Below are 16,911 nucleotides of genomic sequence, written 5' to 3'. Positions count from 1 at the left end.
AACTACTCATAGCCGAACCGTTGTGATTCATTCTAGAAGCTCATAAATATGAATAAAATTAATCTCCAAACTTATAAATTGTATTATAAATATGACGGACAAGCGGAATGGGAAGAAGACTCTAGAGTAAGAAAACCTAAAGATGTTCATGAAGGAATAGGAAATGACTTTCATATAATAAGTACAATATCCAACAATTTATTTATGATCAAATCTGGATTATATAGTGTAAAACTTATGGAAGGAATGAAAAAGGAAATTGACGAGTTAAAAATAAATTTGACGGACGAAGTATATGGATATATCGAACGGAATGAAAAGATCCATCCTGAACCAGAAAGGAACTTTTTTCAACGTCTTTTTAAATAAAACTTAAAAGAATAATTCTAAAATGACATTAAAGGAAACAGCTCTATGGTTATCATCAAAATCAATTGAAGATAAAATAATATTCAGTGAATTATTACTTTCTGATATGACCGTGATGAATAGAGTAATTTGGGATGACCCAAAATCAACAGATAAAACTAAGGTTGAATGCTTAAAATGGTCTAATGAGTTAGCTCATAGAGTTTGGAACACGTTATTTGAACTCAAGCGTGGAGAAGATAATAACTCAGATAAATCATTAATTGATAATATTAGCTTTTACGGGAAACAATCTGAAAAGTTCGCTGGTCATTTAGGCACAACAATTAACGGAACAATAGAAAGATATAATTACTTTAAATAAAAAAAACGTATCACAACACGATATATGTGATCATAGCAGCTAAGTGATGAATCGAATGGTTCGTGTATATTTGGTAAGGCGCAATGCTTGCAGAAAGTAAAAGTTAGCAACCAATGCGCAAGAAAAATCGAAAAGCAAGGTAACATTTTGCCCTGCTACAACACATATATTAAACGTTGGCAAACATTAACGAAAAAACTCACTACTAAACAAGAAACTACAGTTAATTGAAATGAATATTGAAAAAATACTAAAGCAAATAGGAGAGATTTACTCACCATTATCCAATAAATGTCTACAAGAATTCATTTCTAATTCCAAACTAATTACTTACAGAAAAGGAGATATTGTTGTTAGAGAAGGGCAGTATTCTAAAAAAGTATATTTAATTATTAAAGGTTGTGCAAGGGCTTATTATTTGAAAGATGGGAAAGACATTTCCGATTGGTTTACCTTTGAAAATCAATTTATGGCTTCTATTATAAGTTTTTTTAGCGACCAACCTAGTCCGCATTACGTAGAGTTTGTTGAAGATTCTACAGTCCTTGAATTTTCAAAAGAAACTGTAGACTTACTTTCAAACAATTTTCACGATTTTGAGAGATTTATTAGTAAAGTAATTATAGAAACTATGTTAGGGCTTTGTGAAAGGTTGCATACTATTCAATTTGCAAAAGCAGAAGAAAGATATCTGAACTTAATAAGTATTTACCCAGACATTACACATCGTATATCATTAACCCATATTGCTTCCTATTTAGGCATTACGCTTGAAACATTAAGTCGGATTCGCAACCCTAAAGTACGAATTTGATTTATATCAAATGATATGACTTCCATTAAAATGACCTTTGTAAAAAGATTTAAAAATGGAAGATTTAAACAGTCAACAAAAATCAGTTTTTGGCACTTGGTGGGAAACTATTAGAAAATGGTTTTATCCAACTTGGTTAATTTACGAAACCTCAATTCGTTTCTATGAATATTCTTTAGGTGTAAGTAACTATTTCATAGAACAGCAAGAAAGTATTGGAGTACTTTTTGCTCAAATTTTGGCAATTACTTGTGGAATAACAACATTCCTAATCTGCTCATTCTATTTAACTATTCCCTCCTGCATTATTCTTTATAAGTTTTTTAAAGAAGATAAACTTACAAACCCATTTTTACATAAAATCAAAAAATATTTCTAATTCAAAATTTTAAAAAATGAAAAAAATATACATAAAAATTGCAGGTATAATAAATCTTTTAGGTGCTATTCTTCATACCATAGGTGGTCAAATGGAATTGGTGAATCCACTTTTAGATAGCAATATTAGTATTCAACAAAAGAGTGAATTAGCCGCAGCGTGGCACATTGTAACTATCCTTTTATTTTTGACTTCTTACATCATCTTGAAAGTCGGGTTTTTAAAAGACAGTAATCAAGAAAAAGAACAACTTAAATCTATAGCTGTTCTTTATATTTTATCAGGAATTCCATTTATAATTACCAGTTATATATATAATGCTAATGCATTTCAATGGATATTATTAATGCCTATTGGTTTTCTACTCTTAATAGGTTTACAAAAATCATCTATTAAAAAACAAAATCTTTAACTTATTTATGGACCACTATATATGTGTTGCAGGTCTTTTATGTTTTATATTAGGATTAGTACACTCAATACTTGGCGAAGTTTTAATTTTTAGGAATTTAAGTAAGTCAAAAAAAATAATTCCCACAATTGCAACGTCTAAATTAAAGGTAAAACATTTTAGAATTATTTGGGCTACTTGGCACTTAACATCATTATTTGGATGGTGTATAGGTGCTATACTTCTTATGGTGGCAACTAAATATAATATACAAACTAATGAGTTATTTCAATTTATATTAACATCTACAACAATAACAATGTTCTGCTCTTCCCTTCTGGTTTTTATTGCAACAAAAGGAAAACATCTTGGGTGGGTGATTTTATTAATAATTGGAATTTTAACTCTATTAGAAATCTTAAAATAATACACAAATGAGTAAACGGGTAGCATTAATAATCGGTCATCCAGATAAAGGAAGTTACAATTTCGCTTTAGCGAAAGCTTATAAAAAGGGAGCTGAATCATCAGGTTGTGAAATTAGAGAAATCAGTATTCAAGATTTAAATTTTAATCCAAACCTGCAATTTGGTTATAGAAAAAGGACTGACCTTGAACCTGATTTATTAAAAAGTCAAGAAATATTAAAATGGGCAAACCATTTAGTTTGGGTTTATCCTGTTTGGTGGGGCTCAGTACCTGCAATTATGAAAGGCTTTTTAGATAGAGTATTACTTCCAGGGTTTGCATTTAGTAAAAGGAAAGACTCTTTATGGTGGGATAAACATTTTACAGATAAATCGGCAAGATTAATTTGTACATTAGACCAACCTAGTTGGTACTATAAATGGTTTTATTCAAGCCCTAGTCATAAGGCAATGAAAAAATTAACCCTTAATTTTATTGGAGTAAAAAAAGTAAGAACTACAACCATTGGTCCTATCAGGCTTTCTAAAGAAAATTTTAGAGCAAAATGGTTGAGAAAAGTAGAAAAGCTAGGTCAAATGGCTAAATAAAGGAAGTAATATATAAAATAACGTTTGGCAACAACGTATATAAAAAATAGCGGTTTAGATGCAAATCTTAACCGCTATTGCCTTTAAATAAGTATATTGCTATTTGAAAAGTTAGTACCCAAAAACCCGCTACTTTTCATATACAAAACCGTTACCCATCATTAAAAATGAAATCTGGAATAAAAATAACAGATAGTGAATTAGAATTTATAGAATTTTCTTCAAAAGAAATTGGACTAGCTTTATACTGTAAATCATTTAAAATGAATCTGGAGGAAATACAGTTAATTGGAATAAGTCCAAGAATGGTTTTAGATGATGAGACTCTTTTTATACTTATAATTGATAAATTTAATAGAATATATCCTTTACCTGATGAAATTCTTGGAACAAATGGGCTGAAAAACCTTGAGAAACACTTTGACTTATACCCTATCCAAAAAGAATGGCAAAAATTTGAACATAATGATCATTATGGTAAAGTTGACAAAGTAATTTATCCAAAAGAAAAATATTGGAATGATTTATTTGAGAAAGATTGGAAATTAAAGATCAGAGTTCTTTATAGCTGGTTAGTATCGAAATCATTTTATGGAAACTTGAATAAAAAAAACGTTGGGTAACACTATATATGTGATCATAGCAGCTAAGTGATCAATCGAATGGTTGTTGTATTTTTGGTAAGGCGCAATACTTGCAAAAAGTAAAAGTTAGCAACCAATACGCAGAAAAATCGAAAAGCAAGGTAACAATTTGCCCTGCTACGACACATATATTAAACGTTGTAGAGCATTGAAAAAATGACACGAGAAGAGTTAATAGAATTAGTAAAAAGTATTATAACCGTTGAAAACAAGACGGAAAAAGAAATTGACGAGCTACTTGAGGTATTGAAACGAAATGTTCCTGACCCAGAAGTATCTGACTTGATTTACTATGATGAGTTGACCCCTGAACAAATAATTGACAAAGCATTAAGTTATAAATCAATTCAATTGTAATTTTGAGATTAAATTTACTTGTAATACGAACATCCTATCCCGAAATTCTAAAAGAACAATATGAAAAGCTTGGGTTAGAATTTGATTATCATCGACACGGAAATGGCCCATTTCATTACGCATCTGAACAAAACGGATTTGTGTTTGAAATTTACCCTTTGACTAAATCAATGGAAAAGGCTGACAATTCATTAAGACTCGGATTTGATATTCAAGAACTGAAAACGAAAATTCGTAGTTTAGAAAACTCTAATTGGAAAATATTATCAGAACCTAAAGAAACTGAATGGGGTTTGACCGCCTTAATTCAGGATTTAGATGGACGAAAAATTGAATTAAAAAATAAATAAAAACGCTCTACAACAACATATATGTGGTCATAGCAGTTAAGTGATGAATCGAATGGTTGTTGTATTTTTGGTAAGGCGCAATGCTTGCAGAAAGTAAAAGTTAGCAACCAATGCGCAGAAAAATCAAAAAGCAGGGTAACATTTTGCCCTGCTACGACACATATATTAAACGTTGTAACACATTCACAAAATAATGAAGATAATTTTCACCAACTTAATTTTTTGTCTATTTACTATTTCTATTTTTAGTCAAAAAGCTGAACTTTTTGATACTAACAATTCGAATTTAATTGACAACGATCTTTGGGAAGTTTCGGTAGATAAAAATGGAAATAAATATTTAGGAACAGTAAAATTTGGGCTAATCAAATTAGAAAATGGTGAATTCAAAAATCTTAATAAAAATAATTCTATAATTAAAGGGGAGTCAGTAACGCCAATTTTCACAGACTCTAAGGGAAATATTTGGTTGAATTACTCAAAACCAAATTCAGAAATTGCTAAATTTGACGGAAAAGATTGGACTATCTATACAACTAAAGAAATTCCTGTTTCAAACATTTCTGTCATTGATTTTGCAGAAGATAAAGAAGGTAACATCTATTTTGGTGGTGGAAATGGAGTTTTTAAATTCAATGGAGTTTCTTGGTCAAAGGTTAAAGTTTCAAAAAAAGGAATCACAGTAAGAGCAATAGATGTGAATGATAACGGAGAAATTGCTATCGGACACAATTCTGGGCTTTTAGTTTACTCAAACGGAAAGTGGAATACTTATGACGATAAAAATTCAGAATTACAATTATCTGTTGTTAGAGCTGTAAAATATATTGACAATAAATTATTTGTCGGTTATGGTGGTGGATTTGGAAATGGAGGATTATCGATTATCAAAAACGGAAAATGGACTCATTTCAATAAAAAAAATTCTAAAATTCCTGACCATATGGTTAGAGATATCGAAATTGATGGTAATGGAACAATTTGGATGGCTACAAATAACGGAATGATTAAAATGGTTGATGGAAAAATTGAACCTATATATTTCAGAGAAGGTAGATATAAAAATACGATATTGGACATTGCAACTGAAGGAAACATTCTTTGGATTGCAACAAATTTTGGATTGATTAAAATAACGCAATAAGTACGTGTTACAACACTATATATAGCAAATAGGGCGATTAATGTTTAACCAAAGGTTGTTTTCTATTTGGAAAGTCGCCAAATCTTTTGATTTGGTGTTAAAAGGAAAAAATTAAAACAAAATAAAAAGATTTGGCTTGTGGCTAAACCGAAAATAATCGCTTATTTCCTGCTCTACTTGCCATATATTTAACGTTACCCACAATATAAAACACACGAAAAATTCTGAACATAATGAACAAATTTGATTTTGAAAATAGTATCTCAGAAAATAAAAATTATCTAATAGACTTATCTACTGAAAAAGATAACTCTGAAGATTTACAGTATTTAGTGAATAATTTTTGTGGTACTATTGTGAGAGATTTTTCAGAAATCCCAAATACTCTAAAAGAAATTAGAATTTACATAATTGGAAGTCTTGAACAGGTAAAAAACGAATCAAGAATAGCTTTTATTGTTAAAGAGTTATCTTCAAATTATGAGCATTTGGATACGGGAAATTTTTCAATAATTGAACTTGGAAAAGTTCCTATAAATATTCATAATGCAGGAGTTTTTTACAGACGTTTTTTTGATGATGATGATTTCTTTACAAAAATAGAATCTGAACATAAATTCCAGAATTTAACAGAGTCTAATAAGCAATCAATGGCTTTAAGAAAAGGAATTTATTTAAGTAAGGTTATTAAAGATAAAAAGGATGCTCTACATTTTAATTTGCTAAGATGTTCAAGTAACTTAACTGGTCCTACAGATAATTTAAGAAAGACTGACATTCAAATACTAAATACATTAAACCAAGCTATAAAGTTTGATTTTGAGAAAAAGACTGAATTAAATCATATTCTCGCTCAAATTTATTTGAACAAAAAAAACGATTTAAATTTAAAAGAAGCAAAAGCAAAAATCAGTGCGCACTCTGATAAAACTAAGGATATGTCAAAAGAAGGACTTATCACTTTTTGTACCTTCTACGATAAAGCAAATTTTGAACATTTATCACCTTCAAAAACAGATAAATTTGACTTAGTTTATAAAAAATCAAGTGGATTTACAAAACTTCTTTTTAAATTAAAAAAAACAGTTGATGATGAATCTTTAGTAAAAGAGTTTAGTGTAACATTATATCCTAATTCAGTTTTTTCGATTCCTCTTTCTACAAATAGGCTTTATACTCACGAAATAAGACCTTCGGTTTTAAACATTGATAAAATCCCTATTAGAATGGGTTATGTTATTCGTTGTTCAAACTTAGAAGCTGTATATGAAGATAATAAAACTTACATAAAAGAAAATGGAAATCGAATCCCTTTAGAACTTATGAATAATGAGAATATGGAAGATTTAAGAGATTCTTATTATAAAGAAAATAAAACTGAAAAAAATGTGAATTATGGGAAAGTTCATTTTAGTATGAATTCTGGTGATTATAAAAAACCAATTTACTAATGAGTCAAAATGAATTTATAAAAACAACCTTACCTTTTGAGTATAACCTTTTCAATGAATTATCTACCAATATTAATTTTGAAAACGTAGGAAAAGGAAGATTAGGAAACCATTTAGTAAAAGCCAGTGATAAAGGTATTCCTATCGTTAGAACAACGACTCAATATAATATTCCAGCTCATAATTTTTCTTCAATACATAATACAATTGTAGATACTGTAAATAATAATCGAGAAAATTTGCCTTTTATGAATTTCAATAATGCTCTAATAGAAATTTATGATTCGAGCTATACTAAAATGAAATATCATTCAGACCAATCTTTAGATTTAGCACCTAACTCTTACATAGGGCTTTTTTCTTGCTATGAAAAACCAAATGAGTTAACAGAACAAAGCATAAGAAAGCTAAAAATAAAAGACAAAACAACTAATAATGAATTTGAAATTCTCCTAACTCATAACTCCTTTATATTATTTTCAATATCAGCAAATTCAAGATTTTTTCATAAAATTGTTTTAGAACAAGTTCCAAAACAAAAACCATTACAATCTGAAAATAAATGGCTTGGAATAACTTTCCGAGAGTCTAAAAATTTTATTGAATTTAAAAATAATCTACCCTATTTTACTAACGGCAAATTATTGGAACTAGCAAATGATCTTCAGAGAAAAGAATATTATATATTAAGAGGAGAAGAAAATAGGAGTATGGATTTTGCTTATCCAAAAATCGATTATACACTTAGTAAAGCAGATACTATTATTCCAAAAAACAGTATCACTATCTAAATCAGAATTTCAAAAAATAGTAAACCAATTTATGATTATTGCTTTTGACACATACTACTATGACAATAAAGCCAAAACTATAGGTGTTAGCTTCAATAAATGGGAAAATAATACGCCTATTGAAATTTATAGCGAAATAATTGAAGGGGTAGCAGAATACGAACCTGGCTCTTTCTATAAAAGAGAAATGCCTTGCATATTAAGCTTATTAAAAAAAATCAACTTAGATCAAATTGATTTTATTATTGTTGATGGTTATGTCATATTAGATGATGATGGGAAATATGGTTTAGGCGGACATTTATATCAAAACCTAAATGAGAAAATTCCGATTATTGGAGTTGCAAAATCAGGTTATGATTCAAATAAACTAAATTCGAGGGCACTTTTACGAGGAGAAAGTAAAAAACCTCTTTATATATCAGCAGTAGGAATAGAACTAGACTTAGCCTTTGAATATATAAAATCAATGCACGGAAATTATAGGATGCCAACTCTACTTCAAATAATGGATACAAAAACAAAAGAAAACTGTGGGTAACAATTTGTATATTGCATATGCACCCTGCGGGATGCAAACGCAACATACAAGAGACGTTATCGGTAATTACAAAAACCCATCAATTTTAATATGAAACAATATGACTTCCTAAAAAACAAATACGGTAAAAACTTATTAGTTGATTTGGGGAGAATTGAAACATTAGAAGGATATGTACTTTCTAATGAACAACATTTCATTACATTTTACGAAGTCTTATTCATCTCAGAAGGTAATGGATTCTATAGTTTGGATAATCAAAAAGTTCCTTACAAAAAAGGAACTGTTATAGTTACACTCCCTAACCAAATACGAAAATGGGAAGTTAGCAAACCCACTAAAGGTTTTAGTTTTTTCTTTGAAGGAGAATTTTTAAACACATTTTTTAGAGACGATGTGTTTTTGAATCGCTTTATAATATTTTCCTATAATCGTCCCTCAATTCAAGTCCAATTAAATAAATCAAACTTCAAGAAATGCCAATGGGTTTTTAAAGAAGTAGAAAAAGAATTTAATTTACTAAAAGGAGACAGTTCACATATTTTTAGAAGCTTGCTTTATTATTCCATTAGCTTAATAGATAGAATTTACCGTGAAAAAAATCAAACTTACAAATCTGATTATAATCAAATTATATACAGGTTTCAAAAATTATTGGACAAACATATTATTGAATGGCATACTGTAAGTGAATATGCTTCGGCTCTTAAAATAAGTCACAACCTATTAAATAAGTTATGTAAAAAATATTTATTAAATACTGCACTACAAATTATACATGAACGCTTAATGATCGAGGTAAAAAGAGAGGTGCTATTTTCAAACAATACGGTTAGTGAGATTTCGAATCGGCTTAATTTTTCTGATGTTTCAAATTTTAATCGTTTTTTTAAAAAAATGACAGGTCAAACTGCAAATCATTTCAGAAAAACAATCTGACCTAGCAACCTACTGTTTTATTACATTTTTTATAATACCACCATCAAATGCTAATATAGGATTCGCATCACCGTATTTGACAATAACTGATGAAGCACAAGTGTTTGTATTAAAATTGTAGACTAGAGTTATAAAATTTTTCAATTTTGGTTCATTCCAGTTAACCATATAAACTCCAGAATCTAACTTTCTTGATTTATAAACATAAGTCTTTGGTGGCTTCCCAGCATTTCTTCCTGCAATCCATTGATAGGTTAATTTTCTTCCATTAAATGAAATATCGACAGCAGCTCCTGTCTGATATTGATAAGTAAAATTATATCCGTCTAACAAATACTCTTCTTTATCCAAGCTATTCGATGTTTGAGAAAAAGAGAAAAGACTAAAAACAAGCATTACTAAAAACAATATTTTTTCCATAACTATAAAATTTAAATTAAATGATCACAGCAAAGAAATGAAGGTTTGAAAAGAAAAAACAGGTCAATTTTCAATAAACACTATCTATTTTATGTATTAGAAAAAAACCGATAATGATAGTTCTAATTAATTATGGTTTCTGTCCTAGCCGAAATGTTTGTTAATTTATATTATAATAAAAGATTTTTCTTATACCAGATTTACCATCCTTTAATTCTAAATAACAACATAATAATAGCCCAATTAAAACGTAAACAAACGTCAACTTTTCAAAAACCAATTGAACTAAGCTAAAGATTGTTTTATCAAAATAATGAAAAAGCAACCCTATTAAAAGAAAACTAGAATTCATCAATTAACTTTAGATGTTGTGAAAATTCTTATTTGATATTTTTTCTTAAATAGATATTTAAATATTATTTCACTTCTAATCTTTTTTTATTTATTATTAATTAGCGCTATTAAGATTATAATACTTTAAGGAAAAATAGTTCTAAGTTTTTTCTGTGCTTTTAATTCTACAAAACGATGTGTTAAATATGAAGAACTAATTGTGGCGAAAAATAAAACAGTGAGCCAAATAAAATGATCTACAGAAGTGGGCTCACTCTCTGGATAATGTGGTTTATAATATAACTCAACCCACATTCTTCCGAATCGCATCAACCAAAAAATGTGTATTAAATAAATGGAATAGGAAAGATCACCTAAAAACACAAAAGGTTGTGCATTCAGTATTCTAGATGGCAAACCATTGTTTAATGCAGCACACAATAAAAAAACCGAAAAAAAAGGAATTATTAAAATTAAATAAATATCAAAATGTAAATTAAGTACTACTCCAATTCCAATTAAAAACATCATCCAATCACTAGCCCAAATGGATTGAGTGTTGTTGAGACTTTTATAGAATTGATAGATAGATACGCCTATAGAAAATTCGAATAAGCAGCGAAAAGTACTAGTAATTCTCCAAATTGGAGTACCTGCTGCATATTCTTTAGTAAAATGGTGTATTAATATTAAAGCAAAAAGACTTACAACAAGCGCTAAAGCAGTAATTGTATTTTTATTCTTATTAATAAAAGGGATAACTAAAATAGCTAATAGGTATATCCACCACTCCGAAGCTACTGACCAAGAAGGTACATTCCAAGACCATCCATCAATAAGACCTATGGCATCAAGGAAAAATAATTGCAAAACAAAATCATTAAAACCAGAAGGTGGTTTTAATTTATCTGCAAACTCAGGAACAAAGACAAGTAATGCTAAAAAATGAATTGCAAATAAAATCATGATGAAAAAATGCAATGGATATATTCGACTAAATCTTGCCCAAATATATTTTTTAATTACCTTTTTGTTTAAGTTACTCAATTGTTGACTGTACACATGACATATTACGAAACCACTTAGAATAAAGAAAAAATCTACCCAAAGGTCACCACGAGCTATAAAAAAGGTGCTATTTGTCGATATCAACCTAGGAAAACCTTGCATCATTAAAAATGCATCATAGTGAAAAAACATTACCATAATTGCAGCAATACCTCGCAATGGTGTGAGAGAATCTATAAATTTTATTTGTTTCATTTTGCAATATTTTTATTCATATAGTTAACTCAATTCATAAACTAATGGACTAGATTTAACAGAAGCCTCACAATTATCAAAAAGCAAGCGACAATAAAAAAAATTATTATATATAAAATATTAATATACCAATAGTTACCTCTAATAAATGAAGATCTTAAAAGAATAAACAGGTCAATTTTCACTAAATACTATCTATTTTAGATTTATTAGAAAAAAACCGATAACAAGGGCTATAATTAATACGGGGTTTGGGGTTTAATCCAAAGTTTAGCGTATTTTTATAAAGTCCGCCAAATCTTTTTGATTTAGCATTAAAATAAAAAATTAAAGCAAAATAAAAAGTTTTGGCTAAGTGCTTAATCGAAAGTTTACTACTTTTAATTCCCGTACTAACCATAGCCGGAACGTTACAGCCAATACCCGAAATACTTTATAAATAGTAAAAAACTTAAATGAGAAAAAAACTAAAAATTATATTTCTTACAATACTTTCATTAGTCCTATTCCTCTTAGTACTTCTTTCCATTCAATATACACCTACCTATGTTTATCGACTTATAACAATGAATGTCGCAGATGTTTATGATTATAAGAACTTTGAAAATCACGAGATTCAGGGAACGAAGAGTACCAATACGTTCATTTCTCAGCCTAAAGAGAAGTATATAGAATCCTTATTCGAAGAACTCGTAACTAAAACTGGATTTAATAGCTTTGAAGAGTGGGCAATCAAGTCTAAAACTACTGCGTTAATTGTCATCAAAAAAGACACCATAATTTATGAGAAGTATTTTAATGGATTTAATAGAGATTCCTACTTCCATTCTCAATCTGTGGCAAAATCTTTTATATCATTTTTAATAGGAACTGCTATTGATGATGGTCTAATTAAAAGTATAGATGATCCTATAACAAATTACGTCCCTGAACTTTTAGAGCGTGATCAGCGCTTTAAAAAAATAACTATCAAAAATTTACTCGAAATGCGCTCTGGACTTGCATACAATACAAGTCTTATACCTTTTACCAACATTCATTCTCCTTGGCACGACGAAGCGGTTGGGTACTATCATCCCAATGTTCGAAAGCTGTTACTTCAGAATGTAGAAATTTCATCCGAACCGGGAAAAGATTTTCAATATTCCAATTATAATACAAGTTATTTAGGATTAATTCTAGAAAGAGCTACTAACTTAACTGTATCCAATTATTTGGAGCAGAAACTATGGTCAAGAATAATGGAATATGATGCGCTTTTCTCCTTAGATAGTAAGGAATCTAATTTTGAATATATGCCAAGTCGTTTGATTGCCCGGGCGATTGATTATGCACGTTTTGGTCAGCTTATGCTCAATGAAGGTAATTGGTATGGTAATCAGATTGTATCAAAAAAATGGGTACAAGAATCTACCCGAGAAAACAAATCAATTCCACGGGATATTTATCCAAAATGGTTTGGAAGAAGCGACAAAAGAATTTATTACAATTACCAATGGTGGGGTCATGTAAATAAAAACGGTACTTATCATTTCTATGCAAATGGAAATCTTGGACAGAACATCTACATTATTCCCGAAAAAGAAACTGTAATTGTTCACTGTGGTAATTCACTTCAATATTACAGTAGTGATTTTGATTTATGGAATGTTGCTTTACAGTTGAATTAGAATTAAATAACAGTAAAGATTCAAAATAAAAACTGACTGTAACACAGTGTATAAAACATAGCTAATAAGTGCTTAACCGAAAGGTTTGTGTATATTTAGAATGTCCGCCAAATTTTTAATTTGGCTTTTAAAAAGAGAAAAATTAAAAACAAAATATAAAAATTCGGTTCTGTGTTAATCCGAAAAGTTAGTGTCTTTTTATACGCTACGTTTCATACACAAACCGTTATAAGCAATACCCAAATCATTTAATGAATAAAATAGAAGACAAAGGCTTAATCATAAAAGCTGCTGATGTTAAAATAAATACGGAAGCTCTAAATTCTGTAAATGGAAACTTTATTCTTGATTCAATCTTAACGAACAAAATCGAAGGGTCATCAATAAACAAAAGCTCTAAATACGTTGAACTAAACAAGGAAATTATTAACACGAACCATTTCTTGCTTATGCTTCAATTTGCTTTCAATCAGCATAAACCTATTTCTATATCTCCAGATAACATTTGGTTATTAATCTGCCAAGGATTCTCTGAACATATTAAACTTAATTCGGAAGATTTTAAAGATATTATAGGAGTGAACGAAAAGCAAACAATTCAGGTCAGAAGAGATGACTTTGTAATTGGAGAGGATAATCCGTGGGAACAAATTTTTCCTGAATTCACTAATAAAATTACGCAAACAATAAATGAAGGTTTATACTCAAATATTGTTTTAGAATTTTCCACATCAACAGAAAAAGAAATAAATGCCTTCGAAATAGCATTTATGGATTCAATGTCAAACTATTTTGATTATGAATTTGCCTCTTTATGTGGAATTCCAGAAATAGAAATTAAAGGAACAATTGAAGATTATATCAAGATAATAAATGCTATAGAAGAACTAAAAAAATACAATTTGGAATGGTGGATAAGTAGTGTCACTCCAAACATTAATAAAATCATACAAACTTTGAAAGGAGAAAGTAATACTGACTTTTGGAATTCGATATACAAAGAAAATAATGAATCTGGAGGTCCTTTTATTACTGGCTGGATTGCTGATTTCTTTCCATACTTAAAAACAAGTATTACTGAGCAGAATGGCAGTATCGACTTTAGTCAACAATCTATTTCTAAAGACCAAATCTTGAAAACTATTCAAATTGACGATTTGAATTTTGACAATTATAAGATTCATAAAGTACAAATTAGAAATCCTAGATTAACTAACTCTAATGATTCCAAATTAAAACTGGATGATTTTCCATCAGGTCTATCAATAGTCCCTTTTAAATGGAATTATATTGACAAAGAATTCGATATGAATTTCGTTTCAGGGTTTATGGGAATCAAGGAATCAGAACTAAATAATTCCCTAAATACTGATATTAATTGGATTGTAAATAGAAAGTAAAAAAAGCTTATAACAATTTGTATATTGCATATGCACCCTGCGGGATGCAAACGCAACATACAAGAACCGTTATAAACAAGCAAAAGATTGAAATTTAAAGATGCTTATCAAAGATTTACAAGAAATTCTATATCTGTTATAGGAGATTCTAAAATTTTGAATGTAAAATCATTACTTGAGTTAATGGTTAACGAATACTTAACAATAGAGATTGACAAAATTGACAAGAATAATCCTGACAGGGATATGTTGCTATTTGAATATGGAAATTATGACTGGACGGGAGAAGGTGAAAAATTCAATCTATCTCTGAAAAGACAAATATTCGTAGAAAACTCAGATGAATGTGGTTTTTATGGAATTCGAATTTATTATGACACTAAAAAAATTGGACAAATTAAAAGTTTTTCAAAATGGTGTATGAACTCAAATTCTAGCACTGAATGGAAATCTGTAATTGAAAACACTGACGGAATTAAAAAAGCAGAAAAACTTGAATTTTTAAAGATGGAATTCGAACTGGAAAAACCGTATTAAAAAAGCCAGTTTATAACACTATATATAGCAAATAGGGCGATTAGTGTTTAACCGAAAGGTTATTGTCTATTTGCAAAGTCACCAAATCTTTTGATTTGGTATTAACAGAGAAAAATTAAAACAAAATACAAAAGATTTGGCTTGTGGCTAAACCGAAAACAAGTACTTGTTTTATGCCCAATTTGCCATATATTTAACGTTGCCACCAATTAAAACAAACATTCTTGAGTACAATAGAATTTCATAAAACAACAACGAAAGAACTGCTCGCAATTAAAGACAGAGTTCGGAATTTAATAAATCATTGGGGAGAAGACGGTAGATATAAAGAAGCCGTAATTAAAACAATGATTCAGCGATTTTTACCTGAAAAATATCGAATTGGAACTGGATTTGTTGTTCGTCAAACAGCAAACAGAGGAAATCACGAATCTTCTAATCAAATTGATTTGATAATTTACGACACAGCATATCCAATACTTTTTAAAGAAACGGATTTTGTTATTTTAACACCTGATTCGGTAGTTGGAATAATAGAAGTTAAAGCGAATGCTACGAATCAAGGTTTAGCAAATATTGCGCGAAGAGCAAATGAAAATGGGAAATTCATTTTTGAAGAGAAAACGGACAAAACAAAACCTCTATTTAATGGAATTTTTTCTTATGAATCTACAGTAAACAATGTAGAAACTGTTTCAAATGCAGTAAATACAGCTTGGGCTGAATTTAACGAACAAGTAAATCGACAAAAATTTTGTGTTAATCATATTTCGTTAAATCAACATTGGTTTTATAAATTTTGGGAACACGAATTTGATGACGATAATCTTGCTCATTATTTTTATGAAATTAGAGAATTATCTTTCTCATTTTTATATCAAATTTAATGGATTGGGTAAGCGGAAATTCAGTACTTGAAAATAGCAATTTATGGTTTCCAGTTGACAAATCTGTTCAAGTAAGAAACCGATTCTGAAAAATAACTGGTGGCAACAATGTATATAAAACATAGCTAATATAGGCTTTTCGAAAGGTTTGTGTATATTTACGAAGAACGCCAAATTTTTAAATTTGGCTTTTTGAGAAAATTAAGATAAAAGAAAAATTTAAAAATTCGGCTCGTGTATAATCCGAAACGATAACGTCTTTTTGCGCGCTACGTTTCTTATACTCACCGTTGTACCTCATTGAAATGACCTTGAAAACCGAATGAAATTGTTCCCTAAAAAATACTATTCAATACAATTGCTAAATGAAAGTTCAATCGCAATTTCCGAATTGAAAAATCATACTTTGTTGGATGAACAATTTGTTGTTGACTGGAATAGTCAAGCATTTATTGGAAAAATAAATAATACTGAATTTGAAATAAAATTATCAAAAAAATTATACGGAACATTCTGCATTCTTAAAGGAAAATTAGATAACAAAAATGGAATTTTGGAAATTGGAATAAGTAAAATGATAAAAATCTTGTTTTATATTATCGTAGTATTCATTGGAACTGGATTGATTGCGGCTATAATTCAAAATAAACTTGAGGTATTACTTCTTCTTTTAATGACTTTAATAGTTTTTAGATTTATTTTTATAGAATTAGGATTCAGAATTACTTCTAAAAGTTTATTGAAAAAACTGACTGAAATAATCGGAATAACTAAAATTAAAAACGAGGTACAACACGATATATAATGTCATAGCAGCTAAGTGATCAATCGAATGGTTCCTGTATTTTTGG

Annotated in this window: 22 protein-coding genes; 20 read left to right on the top strand and 2 right to left on the bottom strand. The window is 29.1% G+C overall.

All coding sequences use genetic code 11. The features are described from left to right. The first annotated feature begins 48 nt into the window (after positions 1–48). The 15 genes from D1815_RS02310 (at position 49) to D1815_RS02240 (ending at position 9,550) form a co-directional block, all read left to right on the top strand. The gene (locus D1815_RS02310; protein ID WP_027394223.1) at positions 49–369 is read left to right on the top strand and encodes a hypothetical protein; all 321 of its coding nucleotides are present in this window, start codon (positions 49–51) and stop codon (positions 367–369) included. A 22-nt stretch (positions 370–391) separates the two neighbouring features. Continuing rightward, complete coding sequence (locus D1815_RS02305; RefSeq protein ID WP_035085970.1) at positions 392–733, top strand: hypothetical protein; 342 nt, start codon at positions 392–394, stop codon at positions 731–733. A 232-nt stretch (positions 734–965) separates the two neighbouring features. After that, on the top strand, positions 966–1,547 hold the full coding sequence (locus tag D1815_RS02300; protein WP_118385776.1) for a Crp/Fnr family transcriptional regulator: 582 nt from the start codon (positions 966–968) through the stop codon (positions 1,545–1,547). A 55-nt stretch (positions 1,548–1,602) separates the two neighbouring features. Further along, positions 1,603–1,926 carry a hypothetical protein gene (locus D1815_RS02295; protein WP_118385775.1) on the top strand — a complete coding sequence of 108 codons (324 nt, stop codon included), beginning with the start codon at positions 1,603–1,605 and terminating at the stop codon, positions 1,924–1,926. A 16-nt stretch (positions 1,927–1,942) separates the two neighbouring features. Next, a complete protein-coding gene (locus D1815_RS02290) occupies positions 1,943–2,338 on the top strand; it encodes a hypothetical protein (RefSeq protein ID WP_118385774.1) in 396 nt (131 codons plus the stop codon). Between the two features lie 7 nt (positions 2,339–2,345). Continuing rightward, positions 2,346–2,744 carry a hypothetical protein gene (locus D1815_RS02285; protein WP_118385773.1) on the top strand — a complete coding sequence of 133 codons (399 nt, stop codon included), beginning with the start codon at positions 2,346–2,348 and terminating at the stop codon, positions 2,742–2,744. 7 nt (positions 2,745–2,751) lie between these two features. Further along, positions 2,752–3,333, top strand: coding sequence for an NAD(P)H-dependent oxidoreductase (locus tag D1815_RS02280; RefSeq protein WP_118385772.1), 582 nt, complete (start codon positions 2,752–2,754; stop codon positions 3,331–3,333). A gap of 167 nt (positions 3,334–3,500) precedes the next feature. Beyond that, positions 3,501–3,956: a hypothetical protein gene (locus D1815_RS02275; protein ID WP_118385771.1), complete on the top strand. Its 456-nt coding sequence runs from the start codon at positions 3,501–3,503 to the stop codon at positions 3,954–3,956. 177 nt (positions 3,957–4,133) lie between these two features. Next, positions 4,134–4,334: a bacteriocin immunity protein gene (locus D1815_RS02270; RefSeq protein ID WP_118385770.1), complete on the top strand. Its 201-nt coding sequence runs from the start codon at positions 4,134–4,136 to the stop codon at positions 4,332–4,334. A gap of 2 nt (positions 4,335–4,336) precedes the next feature. After that, positions 4,337–4,684, top strand: a complete 348-nt coding sequence (locus tag D1815_RS02265) for a glyoxalase/bleomycin resistance/extradiol dioxygenase family protein (protein ID WP_118385769.1) — start codon at positions 4,337–4,339, stop codon at positions 4,682–4,684. Positions 4,685–4,877: 193 nt separating this feature from the next. Continuing rightward, positions 4,878–5,828, top strand: coding sequence for a two-component regulator propeller domain-containing protein (locus tag D1815_RS02260; protein WP_118385768.1), 951 nt, complete (start codon positions 4,878–4,880; stop codon positions 5,826–5,828). 233 nt (positions 5,829–6,061) lie between these two features. Further along, positions 6,062–7,279 (top strand): hypothetical protein, encoded by a 1,218-nt coding sequence (locus tag D1815_RS02255; protein ID WP_118385767.1) that lies wholly within the window; start codon positions 6,062–6,064, stop codon positions 7,277–7,279. Continuing rightward, entirely contained in the window at positions 7,279–8,070 is a 792-nt protein-coding gene (locus D1815_RS02250) for an alpha-ketoglutarate-dependent dioxygenase AlkB (protein ID WP_118385766.1), read from the top strand. The genes D1815_RS02255 and D1815_RS02250 overlap by 1 nt, the downstream gene beginning before the upstream one ends. Before the next feature lie 31 nt (positions 8,071–8,101). Then, positions 8,102–8,611 carry an endonuclease V gene (locus D1815_RS02245; RefSeq protein WP_118385765.1) on the top strand — a complete coding sequence of 170 codons (510 nt, stop codon included), beginning with the start codon at positions 8,102–8,104 and terminating at the stop codon, positions 8,609–8,611. Positions 8,612–8,701: 90 nt separating this feature from the next. After that, positions 8,702–9,550 carry an AraC family transcriptional regulator gene (locus D1815_RS02240; protein ID WP_118385764.1) on the top strand — a complete coding sequence of 283 codons (849 nt, stop codon included), beginning with the start codon at positions 8,702–8,704 and terminating at the stop codon, positions 9,548–9,550. A gap of 9 nt (positions 9,551–9,559) precedes the next feature. Here the strand turns inward: D1815_RS02240 and D1815_RS02235 are convergent, their stop codons facing one another. Further along, positions 9,560–9,970, bottom strand: a complete 411-nt coding sequence (locus D1815_RS02235; protein ID WP_120650662.1) for a hypothetical protein — start codon at positions 9,968–9,970, stop codon at positions 9,560–9,562. Positions 9,971–10,447: 477 nt separating this feature from the next. After that, positions 10,448–11,566: an acyltransferase gene (locus D1815_RS02230; RefSeq protein ID WP_118385762.1), complete on the bottom strand. Its 1,119-nt coding sequence runs from the start codon at positions 11,564–11,566 to the stop codon at positions 10,448–10,450. Positions 11,567–12,021: 455 nt separating this feature from the next. Here D1815_RS02230 and D1815_RS02220 point away from each other — a divergent pair, with 455 nt between their 5' ends. The 5 genes from D1815_RS02220 (at position 12,022) to D1815_RS02200 (ending at position 16,865) form a co-directional block, all read left to right on the top strand. Then, positions 12,022–13,236, top strand: coding sequence for a serine hydrolase (locus D1815_RS02220; RefSeq protein WP_118385760.1), 1,215 nt, complete (start codon positions 12,022–12,024; stop codon positions 13,234–13,236). 251 nt (positions 13,237–13,487) lie between these two features. After that, the gene (locus D1815_RS02215) at positions 13,488–14,636 is read left to right on the top strand and encodes a DUF4419 domain-containing protein (protein WP_118385759.1); all 1,149 of its coding nucleotides are present in this window, start codon (positions 13,488–13,490) and stop codon (positions 14,634–14,636) included. 87 nt (positions 14,637–14,723) lie between these two features. Further along, on the top strand, positions 14,724–15,173 hold the full coding sequence (locus D1815_RS02210; protein ID WP_118385758.1) for a hypothetical protein: 450 nt from the start codon (positions 14,724–14,726) through the stop codon (positions 15,171–15,173). Between the two features lie 224 nt (positions 15,174–15,397). Next, positions 15,398–16,060 (top strand): DUF6602 domain-containing protein, encoded by a 663-nt coding sequence (locus tag D1815_RS02205; RefSeq protein ID WP_118385757.1) that lies wholly within the window; start codon positions 15,398–15,400, stop codon positions 16,058–16,060. Positions 16,061–16,382: 322 nt separating this feature from the next. Continuing rightward, the gene (locus D1815_RS02200) at positions 16,383–16,865 is read left to right on the top strand and encodes a hypothetical protein (protein WP_118385756.1); all 483 of its coding nucleotides are present in this window, start codon (positions 16,383–16,385) and stop codon (positions 16,863–16,865) included. Positions 16,866–16,911: the final 46 nt, after the last annotated feature.

The sequence above is a fragment of the Aquimarina sp. AD1 genome (assembly GCF_003443695.1).
Taxonomy (GTDB): domain Bacteria; phylum Bacteroidota; class Bacteroidia; order Flavobacteriales; family Flavobacteriaceae; genus Aquimarina; species Aquimarina latercula.
Note: the sequence above shows the minus strand (reverse complement) of the source record. Positions and strands in the feature narration are given on the sequence as shown.